This window comes from Mucilaginibacter sp. Mucisp86 (genome assembly GCF_047324315.1).
In the GTDB taxonomy this organism is placed as follows: domain Bacteria; phylum Bacteroidota; class Bacteroidia; order Sphingobacteriales; family Sphingobacteriaceae; genus Mucilaginibacter.
This window is the reverse complement of the sequence record NZ_CP168503.1, coordinates 1,352,368-1,369,422: the sequence shown is the minus strand read 5'-3', so window position 1 is coordinate 1,369,422 and position 17,055 is coordinate 1,352,368. Positions and strand designations below refer to the sequence as shown.

General features: G+C 41.6%; 14 protein-coding genes and 1 tRNA gene. 10 read left to right on the top strand and 5 right to left on the bottom strand.

What is annotated here, in order from left to right:
- From recN to ACEN9X_RS05550, 3 genes are all read right to left on the bottom strand, one after another.
- Positions 1-1,689 carry a DNA repair protein RecN gene (gene recN, locus ACEN9X_RS05560; RefSeq protein WP_413669458.1) on the bottom strand — a complete coding sequence of 563 codons (1,689 nt, stop codon included), beginning with the start codon at positions 1,687-1,689 and terminating at the stop codon, positions 1-3.
- Positions 1,690-1,857: 168 nt separating this feature from the next.
- Positions 1,858-3,852 carry a M56 family metallopeptidase gene (locus ACEN9X_RS05555; protein WP_413669457.1) on the bottom strand — a complete coding sequence of 665 codons (1,995 nt, stop codon included), beginning with the start codon at positions 3,850-3,852 and terminating at the stop codon, positions 1,858-1,860.
- 5 nt (positions 3,853-3,857) lie between these two features.
- On the bottom strand, positions 3,858-4,235 hold the full coding sequence (locus tag ACEN9X_RS05550; RefSeq protein ID WP_090528727.1) for a BlaI/MecI/CopY family transcriptional regulator: 378 nt from the start codon (positions 4,233-4,235) through the stop codon (positions 3,858-3,860).
- A 436-nt stretch (positions 4,236-4,671) separates the two neighbouring features.
- Here ACEN9X_RS05550 and murB point away from each other — a divergent pair, with 436 nt between their 5' ends.
- Positions 4,672-5,709 carry a UDP-N-acetylmuramate dehydrogenase gene (gene murB, locus ACEN9X_RS05545; RefSeq protein WP_413671113.1) on the top strand — a complete coding sequence of 346 codons (1,038 nt, stop codon included), beginning with the start codon at positions 4,672-4,674 and terminating at the stop codon, positions 5,707-5,709.
- A 263-nt stretch (positions 5,710-5,972) separates the two neighbouring features.
- Entirely contained in the window at positions 5,973-6,509 is a 537-nt protein-coding gene (locus ACEN9X_RS05540) for an RNA polymerase sigma factor (protein ID WP_090528721.1), read from the top strand.
- 201 nt (positions 6,510-6,710) lie between these two features.
- Here the strand turns inward: ACEN9X_RS05540 and ACEN9X_RS05535 are convergent, their stop codons facing one another.
- The gene (locus ACEN9X_RS05535) at positions 6,711-8,204 is read right to left on the bottom strand and encodes a phytoene desaturase family protein (RefSeq protein WP_413669456.1); all 1,494 of its coding nucleotides are present in this window, start codon (positions 8,202-8,204) and stop codon (positions 6,711-6,713) included.
- An 82-nt stretch (positions 8,205-8,286) separates the two neighbouring features.
- Between ACEN9X_RS05535 and ACEN9X_RS05530 the strand changes: the two genes are divergently transcribed.
- The 4 genes from ACEN9X_RS05530 to ACEN9X_RS05515 are packed head-to-tail and all read left to right on the top strand — an operon-like array spanning position 8,287 to position 10,626.
- Complete coding sequence (locus tag ACEN9X_RS05530) at positions 8,287-9,138, top strand: phytoene/squalene synthase family protein (protein WP_413669455.1); 852 nt, start codon at positions 8,287-8,289, stop codon at positions 9,136-9,138.
- Positions 9,138-9,683, top strand: a complete 546-nt coding sequence (locus ACEN9X_RS05525; protein ID WP_413669454.1) for a hypothetical protein — start codon at positions 9,138-9,140, stop codon at positions 9,681-9,683. Before ACEN9X_RS05530 ends, ACEN9X_RS05525 begins: the two co-directional genes overlap by 1 nt.
- Entirely contained in the window at positions 9,680-10,357 is a 678-nt protein-coding gene (locus ACEN9X_RS05520) for a lycopene cyclase domain-containing protein (RefSeq protein WP_413669453.1), read from the top strand. The genes ACEN9X_RS05525 and ACEN9X_RS05520 overlap by 4 nt, the downstream gene beginning before the upstream one ends.
- The gene (locus tag ACEN9X_RS05515) at positions 10,357-10,626 is read left to right on the top strand and encodes a cytochrome b5 domain-containing protein (protein WP_413669452.1); all 270 of its coding nucleotides are present in this window, start codon (positions 10,357-10,359) and stop codon (positions 10,624-10,626) included. Before ACEN9X_RS05520 ends, ACEN9X_RS05515 begins: the two co-directional genes overlap by 1 nt.
- Before the next feature lie 45 nt (positions 10,627-10,671).
- On the opposite strand, the gene ACEN9X_RS05510 is transcribed toward ACEN9X_RS05515, so the two are convergent.
- Positions 10,672-11,586: a PfkB family carbohydrate kinase gene (locus tag ACEN9X_RS05510; protein ID WP_413669451.1), complete on the bottom strand. Its 915-nt coding sequence runs from the start codon at positions 11,584-11,586 to the stop codon at positions 10,672-10,674.
- 317 nt (positions 11,587-11,903) lie between these two features.
- Between ACEN9X_RS05510 and ACEN9X_RS05505 the strand changes: the two genes are divergently transcribed.
- From ACEN9X_RS05505 to ACEN9X_RS05490, 4 genes are all read left to right on the top strand, one after another.
- A tRNA-Asn gene (locus ACEN9X_RS05505) sits at positions 11,904-11,977 on the top strand.
- A 247-nt stretch (positions 11,978-12,224) separates the two neighbouring features.
- Positions 12,225-13,670, top strand: coding sequence for an MFS transporter (locus tag ACEN9X_RS05500; protein WP_413669450.1), 1,446 nt, complete (start codon positions 12,225-12,227; stop codon positions 13,668-13,670).
- A gap of 32 nt (positions 13,671-13,702) precedes the next feature.
- Complete coding sequence (locus ACEN9X_RS05495; RefSeq protein WP_091217519.1) at positions 13,703-14,272, top strand: Crp/Fnr family transcriptional regulator; 570 nt, start codon at positions 13,703-13,705, stop codon at positions 14,270-14,272.
- Between the two features lie 224 nt (positions 14,273-14,496).
- On the top strand, positions 14,497-16,962 hold the full coding sequence (locus tag ACEN9X_RS05490; RefSeq protein WP_413669449.1) for a glutaminase domain-containing protein: 2,466 nt from the start codon (positions 14,497-14,499) through the stop codon (positions 16,960-16,962).
- Positions 16,963-17,055 lie beyond the last annotated feature (93 nt).

Sequence of the window (17,055 nt, the reverse complement as noted above, 5' to 3'; positions counted from 1 at the left end):
TTATATACTCAGCAATTCCCGTGCATTCTGCAAAGCACTTTCGCCTGGCTTGTCTCCGCTTAGCATTTTGGCAATTTCCAATACGCGTTCGTCATTGCTCAATTGCTTGATACGGGTAAATGTAGCAGCCTCGCTATCATCTTTATAAACAAAATAATGGCTTTGGCCTTTGCTGGCAATTTGCGGCAGGTGGGTGATTGTGATTACCTGCAGGTTTTGTGCTAAGCGTTCCATGATCTGCCCAACCTTGTTAGCTACTTCGCCGGATACACCGGTGTCAATCTCATCAAAAATAATGGTAGGTAAAGCAGTGTATTGCGCTACAATGGATTTGATGCTCAGCATCAACCTCGAAAGCTCACCACCCGAAGCTACCTTGCTCATCTCTGCCAAAGCATGCCCTTTGTTGGCCGAAAACAAAAAACGGATATTATCAGTCCCCGAAGCCGTAAGCATGGCTTTAGGACTATCAGCACCCCCTTTAGGGGGCGGGGGGGGCGTTTGCTCAATTTTCAAACTCGAGTTACTCATACCCATTTCGGCCAGCGTAGCCAGTACCTGTTTTTCAATATCCGGGATAGCTTTTTGCCGATTGGCTGATAATTCTGCCGCCAGTTTTTCCAAATTGGCTTTATCGGCAGCTATTTGTTTTTGCAGTTTTTCGATGGCTTCGTCACCAAAAAGAGCTTGCTGTATTTTTTCTGATAATTCTTCCTGGATCTGCAATAGCTCGGCAATGGTACTTACCCGGTGCTTTTTTTGCAGATTATAGATCATGCTGAGGCGATTGTTCACCTCTTCGGCGCGGGCTTCATCAACAAATGTATGCTGTTCAATAGCATCTATTTCGGCGGCGACATCTTTAAGCTCAATAATAGTGATGCTGATGCGCTGGTGAAGTTCGGCGAGGGCCGGGTTATATTTTTCTATCGAGCCTAAAGCCTGCCCCGCTTCCTTTAACTGGAGTAGCGCAGCGGCTTCGCCATCCTGTAAAAGGTAGTTGGCGTTTAGCAGGGCGCGTTTTATTTCTTCTGCGTTGTTAAGGGTATTTAATTCCTGCTCAAGTAACTCCTGTTCATCGGTCACAAGGACGCCTTTTTCAAGCTCATCAAATTGAAACTGGAAATAATCCAGATCAGCTTTGGCTTTGTCATTTTCGGCGATGAGCTGGTTAAGTTTGCTTAATGACTTTTTATATGCCTTGAATTTGGTTTGATAATCAAACAGCAAATCCGAATGACGGGCAACCGAATCAACCACCAATAACTGAAACTCCGGATCGTTGATCTCCAGCGTAGCATGCTGCGAATGGATATCGATCAGTTTTTCACCCAATTGTTTCAAGGCGGTAAGGTTAACCGGGGTATCGTTCACAAAAGCACGGGATTTGCCATCGGCAGAAATTTCGCGGCGAAGCACGGTTTCCGTTTCGTAATCCAGGTCGTTATCTTCAAAAAAATCGGCTAAATGAAAGCCACTGATCTTGAACGTACCTTCAATAACGCATTTCTTTTGTTGGTTGAAAAAATATTTGCTTTCGGCCCGCTGCCCTAAAATGAGTGATAAGGCACCCAATATAATAGATTTACCTGCACCGGTTTCGCCGGTTAATATGTTCAGACCGCTATCAAAACCTATCTCCAGGTTGTCGATAAGCGCATAGTTATTAATGGTTAGCTTTTGAAGCATAAAAAAAGTGTCCTCATTTTATTGAGGACACTAAATTACAAATTAAGGCTCTTTAAAAAATATTTTTTAATACTGTTTGCTAATTTATTTAGTCTTTGTTGAGATGAGTCGAAAGCCTTAAGTCCAAAGTTCAAAGTCGAAGCAGGACTTAGGGCTTCTGACTTAACATCAATTAGTAGCTGTGTCGGCTTTTACGTCTTCTTTGTCGTCGGTGTCAAACTTGTAATCAAAGTCTTTATCCATTTTATCGCGGTACAGTTTCATTTTTTGCTTAAAGGCCGGACTTTTCATATAATCCTGTAATTTTTTGCTGGCTTCTTTGAGGCGCTGCTGGGCAGCTTTAATTTCAGGGCTGTCCTGAAAGCTACGCATTTGCTTGCCGATATTTTTCATATCCTCCTGTAGCTTTTTCATATCAGGATTATCGTAAGCTAACCTCATGCTATCGCCCATGGCCTGCATGCGCTCCCTTTTGGCAATAAACTCCGGCGAATCATAACGGCTGCGGATCTTTTGGCCCAACGTTTTCAACAGTTCTGTTTGCTTTTTAACATCAGCAGGGATCTTGCTTTGCAGTTCGTCCTGGTATTTTTTGTAATTAGGATCTCTGTCGTCATTATAGCTATTGTAGCCACGGTTATGCGGAATGCCATACTTTTTTTCCAGCTCTTCATTCATCTTTTTAAAGTCGGGACTGTTGTAGTAAGCGCCGATTTTGCGGCCAATTTCGCCCATCTGTTCGCTTGTTTTTTTGCTTTCAGATGTTTCGCCATATTCCTTTTGGAAATCTTCGCCCATCTTTTCCATTTCGAGCTTCATTTTTTCCATGCCATCGCTGTTGTAATAAGCCTGCAATGCTTTGCTTTTTGCTTCAAGCATATCCTGTTGCTTTTTAAAATCGTCGCTGGCGTAGTACTTACCAATTAATTCGCCTTGTTTGCTTACTTCGGCACTTAATTTTTCAAGTTCGGGATCATTAAAGCCGTCGTAATTAAAAGAATCATGACGTTGTTTAGCCTTAACTATTTCGGCTGTTGTTTTCTTTTTATAAGCTACTGCTTTTTTTGTTTTAACCTTGTGGGTAGTGTCTTCTACAAATATGGCATGTAAGGCAGCAGGGGCACTAACCTTTTTAACAGTTAGTTTGCCATCTTTTATGGTGGGGTTTAGCCAGGCAATGCTGCTAACGCCGGCAGTCATTATAGCAATGGCCACAAGCAGGTGGCGGATATTGCCTATAGGTTTCTTGGTTTTCATGATGCGTTCAATTCTGTTTAATAAATGATATTTTTTGCCGTTAGCAGCCAGGGCCAGCTGTAAATGCTGTTGCCTGGTTTGCTCCAGTTTAAGGAGGGCATGCGCATAGATTAACGGTTGTTGTGTTGTTGCCACAACCAGATCATCACAGCTGTTTTCGCGCTCCTGGTTAATAATGCGGTTAATTAATTGGGCAAAGGGATTAAAGAATAACAGTATGGAAATAAATTGCTGCATCAGGTTCAGCAGGTAATCGTTGCGTTTAATGTGTGATAGCTCGTGCAGTAAAATGGCTTCAACCTCGGTAGCCGATAAGTATGTAGTAAGGGTTATCGGCAACAAAATGATAGGGCTTAAAAAACCAATCATACAGGGGGCATCAACCATACGGCTAAAGTTTACCCACACATTTTTAGTAATACCCAGCTTTTGGCAAAGCTCATCGGCAAAGTCCTGCAGCCTGTCGGCAGGTACCATGGTACGTTTTATCAGGCTGATCCTTTGCCAGCTTAAGCTTACTTTAAGCAGGTTAAATACCAAACCAACAAAGTAAAGGGCCGATATATAAGGCAGATAGCCTTTTATAACGTATTCGTAATAGTTGCTTCGCGGTTTGGCTGCTACTTCATGCAGCGGCAGGTAGAAACGTGGTAATAGAGATGGCGCATTGGCAGATGTATAATTGATCCACTCGTGCAGCCTGAACTGATGGATAAACGTGTATATAAACCAGGCGCTTATGGCAAGCATGGCGCCCATGGCCCAATTGTGCTTTTTTATGGCCGATAATTGCGGCCTGCAAATAAACACTAACCTTAAGGCAAACCATACTAACAAACCCTGCCATAACGATTGCAGAATAGTTACGCCCAACACCTGGCTTATATTATAGAATAAATTTTCCATCACGTTTATTTTTTGTCCTGATCAAATTGATTCAAAAAATTTTTAATAGCGTCAATCTCGTCTTTTGATGCGCGGTGCTGGCCAAGCGCCTGGATCACCAAATCGGAAGTGGAGCCTTTAAATACAGTAGACAAGATTTTATCCAGAGCGTTGCTTTGCGCCTGCTCCATTGTGAATAAAGCTTTGTAAACATGGGTTTTTGAAGTGGTGTCGCGCTCAACCATTCCCTTATCATGCATAATTTGCATGAGTTTTAAGGTAGTGGTGTAACCGGCATCCTTGTTTTTAGCAAGCTCCTCGTGAACTTCACGTACAGTGCACCGGCCCTTTTTCCAGATCACCTGTAAAATTTCAAGTTCGCTTTCTGTTGGTTTAATTTCCATCTGTCTCTCTTTATTACGAATTTCTTCGTACAAATATCTACGATGATTTTCGTATTTGCAAGGGGTTTGAAAAATATTTAACAAATTTTAACGGTTGACCGTTGATTTTTTGAATGATTACGTTGATTTCGCTGATGGGGTAGGGTGTGGTTTAGTGAGATTGAATATTTATAATGCAAGGAGGTTATTTTAGGCGCGCAAAGACGCAGAGGCGCTAAGAAGAAAACCTTTGCGGCTTGGCTCCTTTGCGAGAAAACTGTCTGAATCAGAATTTACAGGATTTAAGAATTAACAGAGCGTAAAAGTAATCCGATGAATCCCTAAATCCGTTTAATCCAGGTTCAGACAAAATCCCAAATCAAAACAATCATCATCTTTTAATTACTTTTGCGCTGAAGAGCTTTGGAAATCAAAATTCCGAAATCGAACATCCGAAATTCGACATAAAAAAACCATGCTGCAAATACAGGAAAACGTATCCCTCAAAAATTTTAACACTTTCGGTATTGATACCCGCGCCCGCTACTTTGTAGAAATAGCCCATGAAGATGAACTAACAGAACTGTTTGCCGACCCGCAATGGCAGCAAACGGAGCGATTGATACTTGGCGGCGGCAGCAATATGTTAATGGTTGATGATTTTGACGGGCTGGTGATCCGTATGAATATCCGGGGTATCGAGCACCGCATCAGTCATAATGATGTTTATGTGGAAGTTGGGGGCGGTGAAGTATGGAACGGCCTGGTAAACTATTGTGTTGACCACGGTTATGCGGGTATCGAAAACCTGAGCCTCATTCCGGGTTCTGTGGGGGCATCGCCGATTCAAAATATAGGTGCCTACGGTGTGGAACTGAAAGATGTTTTTCATAGCTGTCGCGCTTTTGAAATAGCCACCGGTACTTTCAGGGAGTTCAACAAAGAGGATTGTAAATTCGGTTACCGCGAAAGCGTGTTCAAAGCAGAGTTGAAAGGACTATATATTATAGCATCTGTAAAATTTCATCTTTCGCTGGTACCCAGCATCAATACGAGGTACGGTGCTATCGAACAGGAACTACAAAACAGAGGGATTTCAAACCCTACTATAAAAGATGTATCGCAGGTGGTAGCACACATCCGGGTATCTAAACTGCCCGATCCTTCAACCATTGGTAATGCCGGCAGCTTCTTCAAAAACCCGGTGATCAGTGCTGAAGAATTTGCTGTGGTTCAGGCTAAATTTCCGGATGTGGTCAACTATCCTGCTGCCGATGGTGGTGTAAAACTGGCTGCCGGATGGCTCATTGAACAATGCGGATGGAAGGGAAAAACTGTTGGCCACACAGGAACATGGAAGAATCAGGCCCTTGTATTGGTGAACCATGGGGGCGCTACCGGGCAGGAAGTGTATAACTTTTCGTCGCAAATCATAGACAGTGTGTACACTAAATTTGGCGTTACACTACAACGCGAGGTTAATATTATTAGTTAAATAACTTTATTTAAAGTGAATTTTTGTTTTAAATAAAATTTGTTCTGGATAACATTCCTGTTACAAATGACCGCTTAATAAGTTTGTTTTCTTATTTTATTTGATCGTAACTTTCTCTTTTTCAGTGTGGTAATTGTAATTAAAGTGTAAAAAATACACAATTGTTGGATTTTAATACTGATATTTAAATGTGGAGTTTTTACTACACACTTTAGGTTAGTGGCATCATGCTTGTCTAATTGTTAACACAAAACTTTAACAAAATGACAAAGATTGAGTTTAACACCCTTGTACTACGTCAGGCGACTTCTTTAAGATCATACGCTTTACACTTCACGCACGACGCAGACGATGCTAACGACCTTGTCCAGGATACAATGTTGAAGGCCATAACTTATTACAACAAGTTTAAGGAAGGCACCAATTTAAAAGGATGGTTATATACCATCATGAAAAACACATTCATCAACAACTATCGCCGTTTTGTTAAAATGAGCACCTTCGTTACTAAAAGTGATGAAATTTCATCACCAAACCTGGTATTCAGTTCAACCAAAAACCAGGGCGAAGCTAAATTTGTAATGGATGATATTAAAAAAGCTTTAGACAGGCTGCCCGAAGATTATTATGTACCCTTCACCATGTATTTTGAAGGTCATAAATACCATGAAATTGCCGATCACCTGGATATCCCGATCGGTACTGTAAAAACCCGCATTCACGTAGCACGCAAGCTGCTGAAGAAAAACCTTAAAGCATACGATAACGGAATCGCCAAACCCGTTTATGCCGAGAATTAATGTTCAATTAAACTCCATCATATACATATAATAGGAAACCCGCCCCATGAGGCGGGTTTTTTGTTATAAACAAAAATGTCATTGCGAGGAGCCAAACGGGAATGAGCATGGCGCGACGCGGCAATCGCATGCTATACAGAGCGGCTATACTTCCATGCGATTGCCGCGTTACGCTCGCAATGACATGTTTTTTAGTGTTTATCAAGAGTTGCACTTAATCGGCAATTTCTTCATCGCCTCCGCAGCCACTACCTGCCCGGATATAATAGCCGGCGGCACACCCGGCCCCGGCACTGTAAGCTGGCCGGTATACAGCAGGTTGCTGATATGTTTGGCCCGCATGGCGGGTTTAAAAAATGCGGTTTGGGCAAGTGTGTTTGCTAAACCGTAGGCGTTGCCTTTAAATGAGTGATAGTCTGCCTTGAAATCATTTAATGCATAGCTGCGTTTCACCACTATCGAATCGCGGATGTCCTGCCCGGTAATGTGGGCAAACCTGTCTATCATCAGGTTAAAATATTTTTCACGGATGGCGTCATCATCATTTAATCCCGGAGCTATTGGCATCAGGAAAAACAGATTTTCTCCTCCCTCGGGAGCTACGGTACTGTCTGTTTTTGAAGCACAGCATACGTAAAATAATGGATCGGTTGGCCATTGCGGTGAAGTGTAAATTTCTTTGGCATGCAGCTCAAAATCCTCATCAAAAAATAAATTATGATGCTGTATGCCCGGCACTTTTTTATTAGTGCCGATATAAAACAGCAGGCTCGATGGCGACATGGTCCGGCTATCCCAATATTTGCTTGTGTAATTACGATTAGGCGCATCAATTAAATGCTGGTCAACATGTTCATAGTCGGCCCCGGCAATTACCATATCGGCAGTAAATAGGCCTTTATTGGTTTGTATAGTATCAACCTGTTTATCTTTTACGTTGATCTTTATAACCTCAGTATCCAATTTAATTTCAACCCCGAGTTCGGTAGCCAGGTTTACCATCGCTTTTACTATCTCGTTCATCCCGCCCATGGGATACCAGGTTCCAAGCGATAGATCGGCATAATTCATCATGCTGTACATGGCCGGGGTATTTTGTGGGGTAGCACCTAAAAACAATACCGGGAACTCAAGCAACTTAACCAGTTTGGGGTTTTTAAAATACTTACGTACATGACTGCTCATGCTGGTAAGCAGTTGAATACTGAAGCTTTTTTTGATGAGATTTAAATCAATAAACTCAGTGATGGAGTGGGAGGGGCGGAAAACATATTCGCCCATGCCAACTTTATATTTATACTCCGCCTGGGCTAAAAACGCTTTTAATGCTTTGCTGCTGCCCGGTTCTGTTTGTTCAAACAGGGCTTCGAGTTCGACCATGTTTGCAGGTACATCCAATATTTCGTTTTGGCTGTAATAAATGCGATAGCCGGGATCAAGTCTTTTAAGTTGATAATAATCGGCAGTTTTTTTACCGAACAGTGCGAAGAAGTTTTCAAACACATCGGGCATCCAATACCAGCTTGGCCCCATATCAAACCGGAAGCCGTCCTGCTCCCAAACCCGGGCGCGGCCGCCGGGCTGATCGTTTTTCTCCAGTATGGTAACTTTATATCCTTCTTTAGCCAAAACACAGGCTGCCGATAAACCTGCAAAGCCCGAACCTATAACAATAATATGCTTGCTGCTGTTCATGTTTAATGTGAAGCCCAAGGTAAGCAAATTGTTTTAGGCTCATTAAAAAACAATCCGGCTTTGAATTTGTACTTTTGAACAAATGACCACGCAAAGGCCAATGATGAACCTATACGATGAAGCATGTTTTGAATGCAGTAAACTGATAACCAAAAAATACAGCACTTCATTCAGTCTCGGTATTAAAACCTTCGATAAAAGGTTCCGGTACCCAATTTATGCCATTTATGGTTTTGTGCGTTATGCCGATGAAATTGTGGATACTTTTCACAATTATGATCAGCAGCAGTTGATTGAAAGGTTTAGCGATGAAACTTTTCGTGCTATTAAAGAGGGGATAAGCACTAACCCGGTTATTCATTCGTTTCAGCAGATTGTAAATCAGTATCATATCGATCATGAATTGATCAGGGCTTTCCTGAGGTCGATGGCGATGGATCTGGATAATAAGGCATATGATAAGGATACCTATCAAACATACATCTACGGTTCGGCAGAAGTTATCGGATTGATGTGTTTAAGGATATTTACCAGTGATGATGCTTTGTATCAGTCGCTTATTCCCAATGCAAGGAGCCTGGGTGCAGCCTTTCAGAAAGTGAATTTTTTGCGCGATGTTAAGGCCGATTATACCGAACGCGGTCGTACCTATTTTCCGGGGATTGATTTCAATAATTTTACCGAAGAGGATAAATTGGCCATTGAAGCCGAAATTAAACACGACTTCGACCAGGCACTGGAAGGTATTAAGCGTTTACCGGTAGGCACCCGGCTTGGAGTTTATATTGCTTATATTTACTACCTGCAGTTGTTTAAAAAAATAAGTTATACACCTGCCAGCGTCATATTGCAAAAACGCATCAGGGTATCGGATGCGCGCAAAATGAGTTTATATGTCAAAGCTGTGCTGCAGCAAAAATTAAATGCTATTTAATGTTAAGAAAGATATTTTTTATAGCCAATATTTGGGCGCTGGTATTCGTTGTGCAATCAGTTAAAGCCGAAGAACCTAATCTTAAAGTACTGCGCAAACAAATGGTTATTGCCATTGATAAAAGCCAGCTAACCGACTCATTGTATAACAGCCTTGATCATATTAAAGAAAAAAGTGGCATTGTGAACGGCTTTGTGGGTGCGTTACTGGCCTTAAAAGCTAAACATGCCTGGAACCCCTATTCTAAAATAAAGTATCTTAACAGATCAGAGAAGGTATTTAAACAGGCCGTAACTGCCGATCCGCATAATATCGAGATCCGGTTTATGCGCTTCTCCATCGAGCATAATGTGCCTTCAATTTTAGGGTTTAACAAAGATCTTGCAGTAGATAGTGAAGACATCATAGCGCAGCTGGATAAAAAGAATTACGGCTCTGCTGATAAGGAATTGACCATAGCGATCATCAAATTCCTGATCCATTCAAAAAGATGTACACCCGCCCAAAACCAAATCCTTAATAAACATTTAACCGAACTTACGTGAGACACGCCTATTTATTGATCAATTTGCTCACGGTTTTTTTTCCGGTGATGCTTTCGTTTGATAAAAGGGTAGCTTTTTACAAAAGCTGGAAGTTTATATGGCCGGGCATGGCCATAACCGGTTTGTTTTTTTTGTTTTGGGACGTGCTTTTTACCATTAAGGGGGTATGGTCATTCAATTCGGCATACATTATCGGTATTAAGTTTTTCGGTTTGCCTTTAGAGGAAATTCTGTTCTTTTTAACAGTGCCTTTTTCCTGCATATTCATTTATGCCTGCCTTAATTATTATGTAAAATGGCTGATGCCATACAGGCTTACAAGTATTATAAGCAGCCTGATGATATTACTGGCTATTTTAATGCTGATATTTTATCACGACCGGCTTTACACCACGGTTACTTTTGGATTATTGCTGGTATTGGTTTTACTGATCCAGTACGTTTTTAAAGCCGATTGGCTTAACCGGTATTACCTGGCCTATTTTGTGGCCCTTTTGCCGTTTTATATTGTAAATGGCATATTAACCTCCATACCCATTGTGCTGTATAACAATGCCGAGAATATTGGGAAACGCGTTGGTACTATCCCATTTGAGGATCATTTTTACCTGATGGCTTTATTGCTCATGAATATTGGTTTCTTTGAGTACTTTAAACAACGAAAGTTAAGTTGATGATTGAGCTGCCAGTATATACTAAATCGCAGCTGGCCTTGCGTAATGGTCAGGATAAACCCCAGATCTGGGTGGCTTATAAAGGCGATATTTATGACGTTACTGAAAGCCGTTTATGGCGTAACGGTAAACATTATGAGCACTGGGCGGGCCAGGACCTGACAGATGAACTTGCCGATGCCCCGCATACTGAAACGGTATTTGAGAAGTTTAAAAAGGTCGGTCAGCTCACCCCAGCCCTCTCCAAAGGAGAGGGAGGAACGAGTTAATATGTTTTTTGAGTCCTCCCCTTTGGGGAGGATTTAGGTGGGGTGTTACAATTCAAATTTAGCAAGACCAACAAACTCCTGTATGCGGTTGGCTATCTCTTCTTCACTAAGGTTTCTTAATCTTTCTGAACCAAATTTTTCAACGCAGAATGAGGCCAGTGCCGAACCAAAGATGATGGCGTTTTTCATGTTGTTGAAGTTAACGGTACCCACTTTGGCCATATAGCCAATAAAGCCACCTGCAAAAGTATCGCCGGCGCCCGTAGGGTCAAATACTTCGGCCAACGGAAGGGCAGGGGCGCTGAAGATCTGATTTTCATGGAACAATAAAGCACCATGCTCGCCTTTTTTAATGATGAGGTATTTAGGGCCCATGGTTAATATTTTGCGGGCAGCTTTAACCAGTGAAAATTCACCTGATAATTGGCGGGCCTCGGCATCATTGATGGTTAAAACATCAACCATTTGGATGGTTTTTAAAAGCTCATCAAGGGCGATGTCCATCCAAAAGTTCATGGTGTCCATTACAATAAGCTTAGGGCGGTTTTTAAGGCGATTGATAACCGTTTGCTGCACCTGCGGCGAAAGATTGCCCAGCATCAGGTATTCGCAATCCTGGTAGCTGTCAGGGATGATTGGATCAAAAGCTTCCAGTACATTAAGCTCGGTAACCAGGGTATCGCGGCTGTTCATGTCATTATGGTATCGGCCACTCCAGAAAAATGATTTTTCGCCCTCTTTTATCTGTAAACCTTCAGTATTGACATTGTGCTTTTGCAGGTCTTCAATTTCGTGCTGCGGAAAATCATCGCCAACAACAGCAACAATTTTTATTTTATCATAAAAGTAAGAAGCGCCCAAACTTGCAAAAGTTGCAGAGCCGCCTACTATTTTATCGGTTTTACCAAAAGGGGTTTCAATGGCATCAAACGCCACAGTGCCAATAACTAACAAACTCATGTAAAGATATTTATATTTTTTCGCCGCAAATATTGCGAAAATTAAGGGATAATCATTCATCAGCGCCCATTTGTAACACCAATTTTCATCAGTTAAAACATTATGCAGGCAGATTTTGTGAGCTTAATAGTGGAAAAAACAAGATCTGCAGGGAAATTTACCAGTTGTTGAAGAGCCTGTAGTATGTGGTGGAATGATAAATGCCAGGAAATCAGCAGGTAAAAAAGCAGGTAAAAAATATTTGAAATTTTTTTGAATAAAAATTGTGAAATATCCGACGAGTTTTTACCTTTGCCCCACTCCAAACCGGATTAGATTCCTGAGTAGCTCAGCCGGTTAGAGCATCTGACTGTTAATCAGAGGGTCGCTGGTTCGAGCCCAGCCTCAGGAGCAAAAGCCTCACATGTCTGTGAGGCTTTTTTTATGCCATAATATTTTGCTCAAAAGTGTGATTCCGGAGGACCGGCCCCAAAAGTTAGGAGAAATATACGTGCCAACGCCGGTCAATCATGACACAGATTCTTGTTCTTTTCATCTCGTAAATCAGCAAATCAGCAGGATTTAAAATAACTTCCATCTTCCTCCATTTTTTAACACACATCAATGTTTATTCATTTTCTGCTTTTCAATTTTGTAGCATGAAAACAGAAACATTAGAAACCTTACATAACATCGATATTGAAGAAAAGCCTACCCACAATATAGCCAACCTGAACATTGCTATTGCCGGTATTTCCATTAGCTTGTTTATGATGAACCTTGACACAAGTATTGTGAGCGTAGGATTGCCAACCATGATCAAAACGCTAAAAACAACTTTTGCCGCGGCGCAGTGGTTTGTACTGGCCTACCTGCTTGTGCTTACCGCTTTAATTACCGCTGTAGGCAGGCTTGGCGATATTGTAGGTAAAAAGAAATTGTACCTGGCGGGTATTGTAATATTTACAATGGCGTCCCTGCTTTGTGGCATATCAAACAACGCAACGTTATTTATCGTATTTCGCGGTTTACAAGGTTTGGGGGCAGCCTTAATATTGGCCTTAAGTATGGCTATTGCAACCGAGCTTACGCCCAAAAAGCAGCTTGGCAAAATAATGGGTATTTTATCAACGATAACCGCACTGGGCATTGCAAGCGGGCCAACCATTGGCGGCATATTGCTCTCTACTTTTGGGTGGCAGTCTATGTTTTTAGTAAATGTTCCGTTTGGAATAGTAGCTTACGGATTGGGCTACAAGTATATATTGAGCCCTGCCATTAAAAAAAATATCTCTATTGATTGGGGTGGAATAGTTTTATTGGCAGTAACCTTATCGTGCTATTGTATTGGTATGACAATGATTGAAAAAAGTGGTTTTAGCAACCCTTTAGTTTTAATATTATTAGCAATTACTGTTGTTGGTTTATTTTCATTTATTGAATTGGAGAAAAGGATAACCCATCCGTTAATAAATGTCGCTATTTTTAGAAACAGGCTTATCAGTAAAAATCTGCTTGGTACGGTACTTGTTTACACAGTAATTATTACTACAGTAATATTGCCGCCGTTCTATCTTTCAAAAGCAGCCAATTACAGCCTGGTACAGGTTGGATTAATTATGTCTTTCGGGCCTTTATTAACTGTTGCGCTAAGTATTTATGCAGGTAAAATTGCAGATAAGTATGGTGCAAAAAATGTGATGTTTTATGCTGTACTTACTATAGCAATTGGATGCTTTTGCATGAGTACAATTACCCCGGCTCAAAATATTGCAGGTTACCTTTGGCGGATAGGAATAATTGCGTTGGGGTTAAACTTTTTTAAAACGCCTAACAACACCGTTGTTATGGAAGTAGCGCGGCCAGACCAGCGCGGGCTGCTCAGTGGTTTTCTGTCGTTATCGCGGATTTTAGGGCAAATAACCGGCACAACAGTTATTGGGGTTATATTCGCTGTTTTGTCGGGTGTGTCGGGTACCTCAAAAATGGGCGGTTCACCACAGTCAATAACATATGGCTTTGATAAAGTATTTTTGATAAACGCATTTATTGCGTTGTTTGCCGCGTTGTTAATTTACCCCAAATTCTTTAAGCAAAACGCATAATTTTATCAGGTAATAAACTCTATTGCATATTTATGAAAGAAGCATTGGCCAAATACATCCTGAAAAAGGTTAAAATGAGTGATGAAGATTTGCAGTTGATCCTTTCATATTTTAAATCGCGTACGGTTAAAAAGAAAGAAATTTTATTACACGAAGGTGGTTTGTCAAACAGGATGTATTTTGTTGTGAAGGGTTGCTTGCGGATTTATTTTATAAAGGACGTTGGCACAGAAGTTACCCGGAGGATCATATTTGAAAATGATGCATCATCTTCGATGGTGTCGTTTATTACCGAAAACCCTTCGAATGAATATATTGAAGCTGTAATGGATTCAGAGCTGCTTTATATGGACAGGAAGGATTTTTACCACCTGGTAGAAACATTGCCCGCATGGGAAAAGTTCTATCGCCATCAACTGGAATACGCCTACGTGATAAATACCAACCGGTTGATGAGTTTTATTACCAATGATGCTACCGAGCGCTATTTACTACTGCTTAAAGAAAACCCTGAAATTATAAAACGTTTACCCAACAGATTGGTGGCTAATTATTTGAATATTACACAAGAAGGTTTAAGCAGGCTGAAATCAAAATTATAGAATGCCTTACTATAAATGAATGGGAAACCGTTAATCTCAAAGCTTATTATCTTGCCAATTGATGCACATAGCTTTTTGCTGTAACCCGGTAAACTCCCCCGGGTTTTGAGTGAAACATGCGAAAATGAGACAATATGCGCCCACTTTGATACAATATGAAGATATCCGGGCAATGCTTTTACCTACTTTTACGATTTGAATAAAATATCAATTATATACTATCCATGAACCAATCTAACCGACTTAAGTCATTGGTCGTACTGGCCTGTGCATATTCGGCCGGTACTATGCAGGCACAGGAAAGAAAAGCACCTGCTTATCCGCTGATCACTCACAACACCTACTTTAGCATCTGGTCAAACACCGATCAGCTGAACAACGCTACCACAACACATTGGACAGGGGCCGAACACTCACTATTGGGGCTGATTAATGTGGATGGGAAGATTTATCGTTTCCTGGGAAAAGAGCAAACCAAATATAAAACAATATTAAACGCTTCTGATGAAGCGGCTTATAACGTTAGTTATACAGAAAATAAGCCAGAGGGCGACTGGACCTCGTTAAAATATGGTACTACCGGCTGGAAGTCGGGACAGGCACCGATTGGCGACGATGAGAAGAGCATAAAAACGCTATGGAAATCGGACGACATTTGGGTAAGGCGGACTTTTAATCCTAACTCGGTCTCTGCCATTAATGAACTTTTTCTGAAACTGAACCATGACGATAATGTTGAGGTGTTTCTGAATGGCACCAGGGTTTACGAAAAGAAAGGCTGGACAAGTAGTTTTCAATATTATCCGGTCAATAAAAGCGCACTTAATGCAGGGCAGAACGTGATTGCCATCCATCTCGCTAATTCGGCGGGGGGCCGCTTTTTAGATTTTGGCCTTGTTGATAAATTGAAAGACAATGCCGCTCAAATATCACTGGCCGAACAAAAAAATGTAGAAGTTAAGGCAACGCAAACCGTTTACAATTTCGCCGCCGGAAAAGTGGATCTTCAGCTAACATTTACTTCACCACTGTTGTTGAATGACCTGAATTTATTATCCCGTCCGGTTTCGTATATCACTTATAAAGTGAATGCAAACGACGGAAAAAATCACGCTGTAAAGATTTTTCTCGGTGCGTCATCTGATATCGCAGTCTATCAGCCTACCCAGGCAGTTAGTGCACAAAAATATGTTACTGCCAGGCTTTCAGTCTTGAAAACCGGTACTGTTGAGCAGCCTGTTCTTCAAAAGGGAGGCGATGATATGCGTATAGACTGGGGATATTTTTATGCAGCTACGCCAAAAACTGCAGGAGCGGTTCAATTTATTACCAAAGGCAGCGAAGCCGCCGACGCATTCAGGAAGGGATCTGTTTTATCAACCGAAACTAAAGGCCGTTCACTTTCATTAAATACGATTGTTCCTTTCGGCACTGTTGGTAAAACCGCTGTTGAGCGTTTTGTTGAGTTAGGTTATGACGAAGGGGTTTCGGTACAGTATTTCAATACCAATTTAAGGCCATGGTGGAATAACTCGGGTAAAGCTACCATTGAAGGCGAATTGACCGATGCCTTGAATGAATACCAGGCTGTTATGCAAAAGTGTAGTGCCTTTGATAAAGAGGTTTATGCGGACGCCTTACGCTCGGGAGGAAAAGAATATGCCCATTTGTGCGTATTGGCCTATCGTCAAAGCATTGCTGCGCATGCGCTGGTAAAAAGCCCTGCAGGTGAAACCTTATGGCTATCCAAAGAAAATAATAGCGGCGGCTTTATTAATACCGTTGATGTCACTTACCCATCTGCCCCGTTATACCTTATCTATACCCCGGAACTGGTACAGGGCATGTTAAACGGGATATTTCATTTCAGTGAAACAGGCAAATATCCGCACCCATGGGCTGCGCACGATCTGGGCACTTATCCAAAGGCCAACGGGCAGACTTACGGCGAGCCAATGCCGGTAGAGGAATCTGGTAACATGATCATCCTTTGTGCTGCTATTGCCAAAGCGGAAGGCAATGCCGGTTATGCAAAAAAACACTGGCAAACGTTAACTACCTGGGTTGATTACCTTGCCAAAGAAGGTTTGGATCCGAAAACCCAGTTATGTACAGATGATTTTGCCGGACATTTGGCACGTAACGCCAACTTATCGGTAAAAGCCATTGTTGCAATAGCTTGTTATGCACAAATGGCCGAAACATTAGGTGAAACGGAAACTGCTAAAAAATATCGCACCATAGCCGAAGGCATGGTACCTGAGTGGATAAAGATGGCTGATGCAGGCGATCACTATGCGCTCACTTTCGATAGCAAAGATACCTGGAGCCAGAAATATAACCTGGTTTGGGACAAGGTGCTGGGGCTGCATTTATTCCCTCAGAAAGTGTATGATACCGAAACCCGGTATTACCTTACTAAAATAAATAAGTTCGGTATTCCGCTGGATAGCCGTAAAGCATATACCAAGAACGATTGGATAGCCTGGACAGCAACTTTTGCTCCTCAAAAGGATCAGTTCGAAGCATTGATCAAGCCGCTTTATATCCACGCTTTGGAAACCCCGTCACGTGTGCCGCTCAATGATTTTTATGATTCAAATACAGGTATCAGGGAAAACTTTAAAGCAAGGAGTGTAGTAGGTGGCTTTTATATGAAAATGCTGGCTGATAAACTGAACGCAAAGTAATTTCCCGGGTAAATATTTAAGAGTCACATACGGCTTTTCTGTTAAGATTGACAGGACTGTATGTGGCTCTTATAATATCAGCGCCCTATTCTT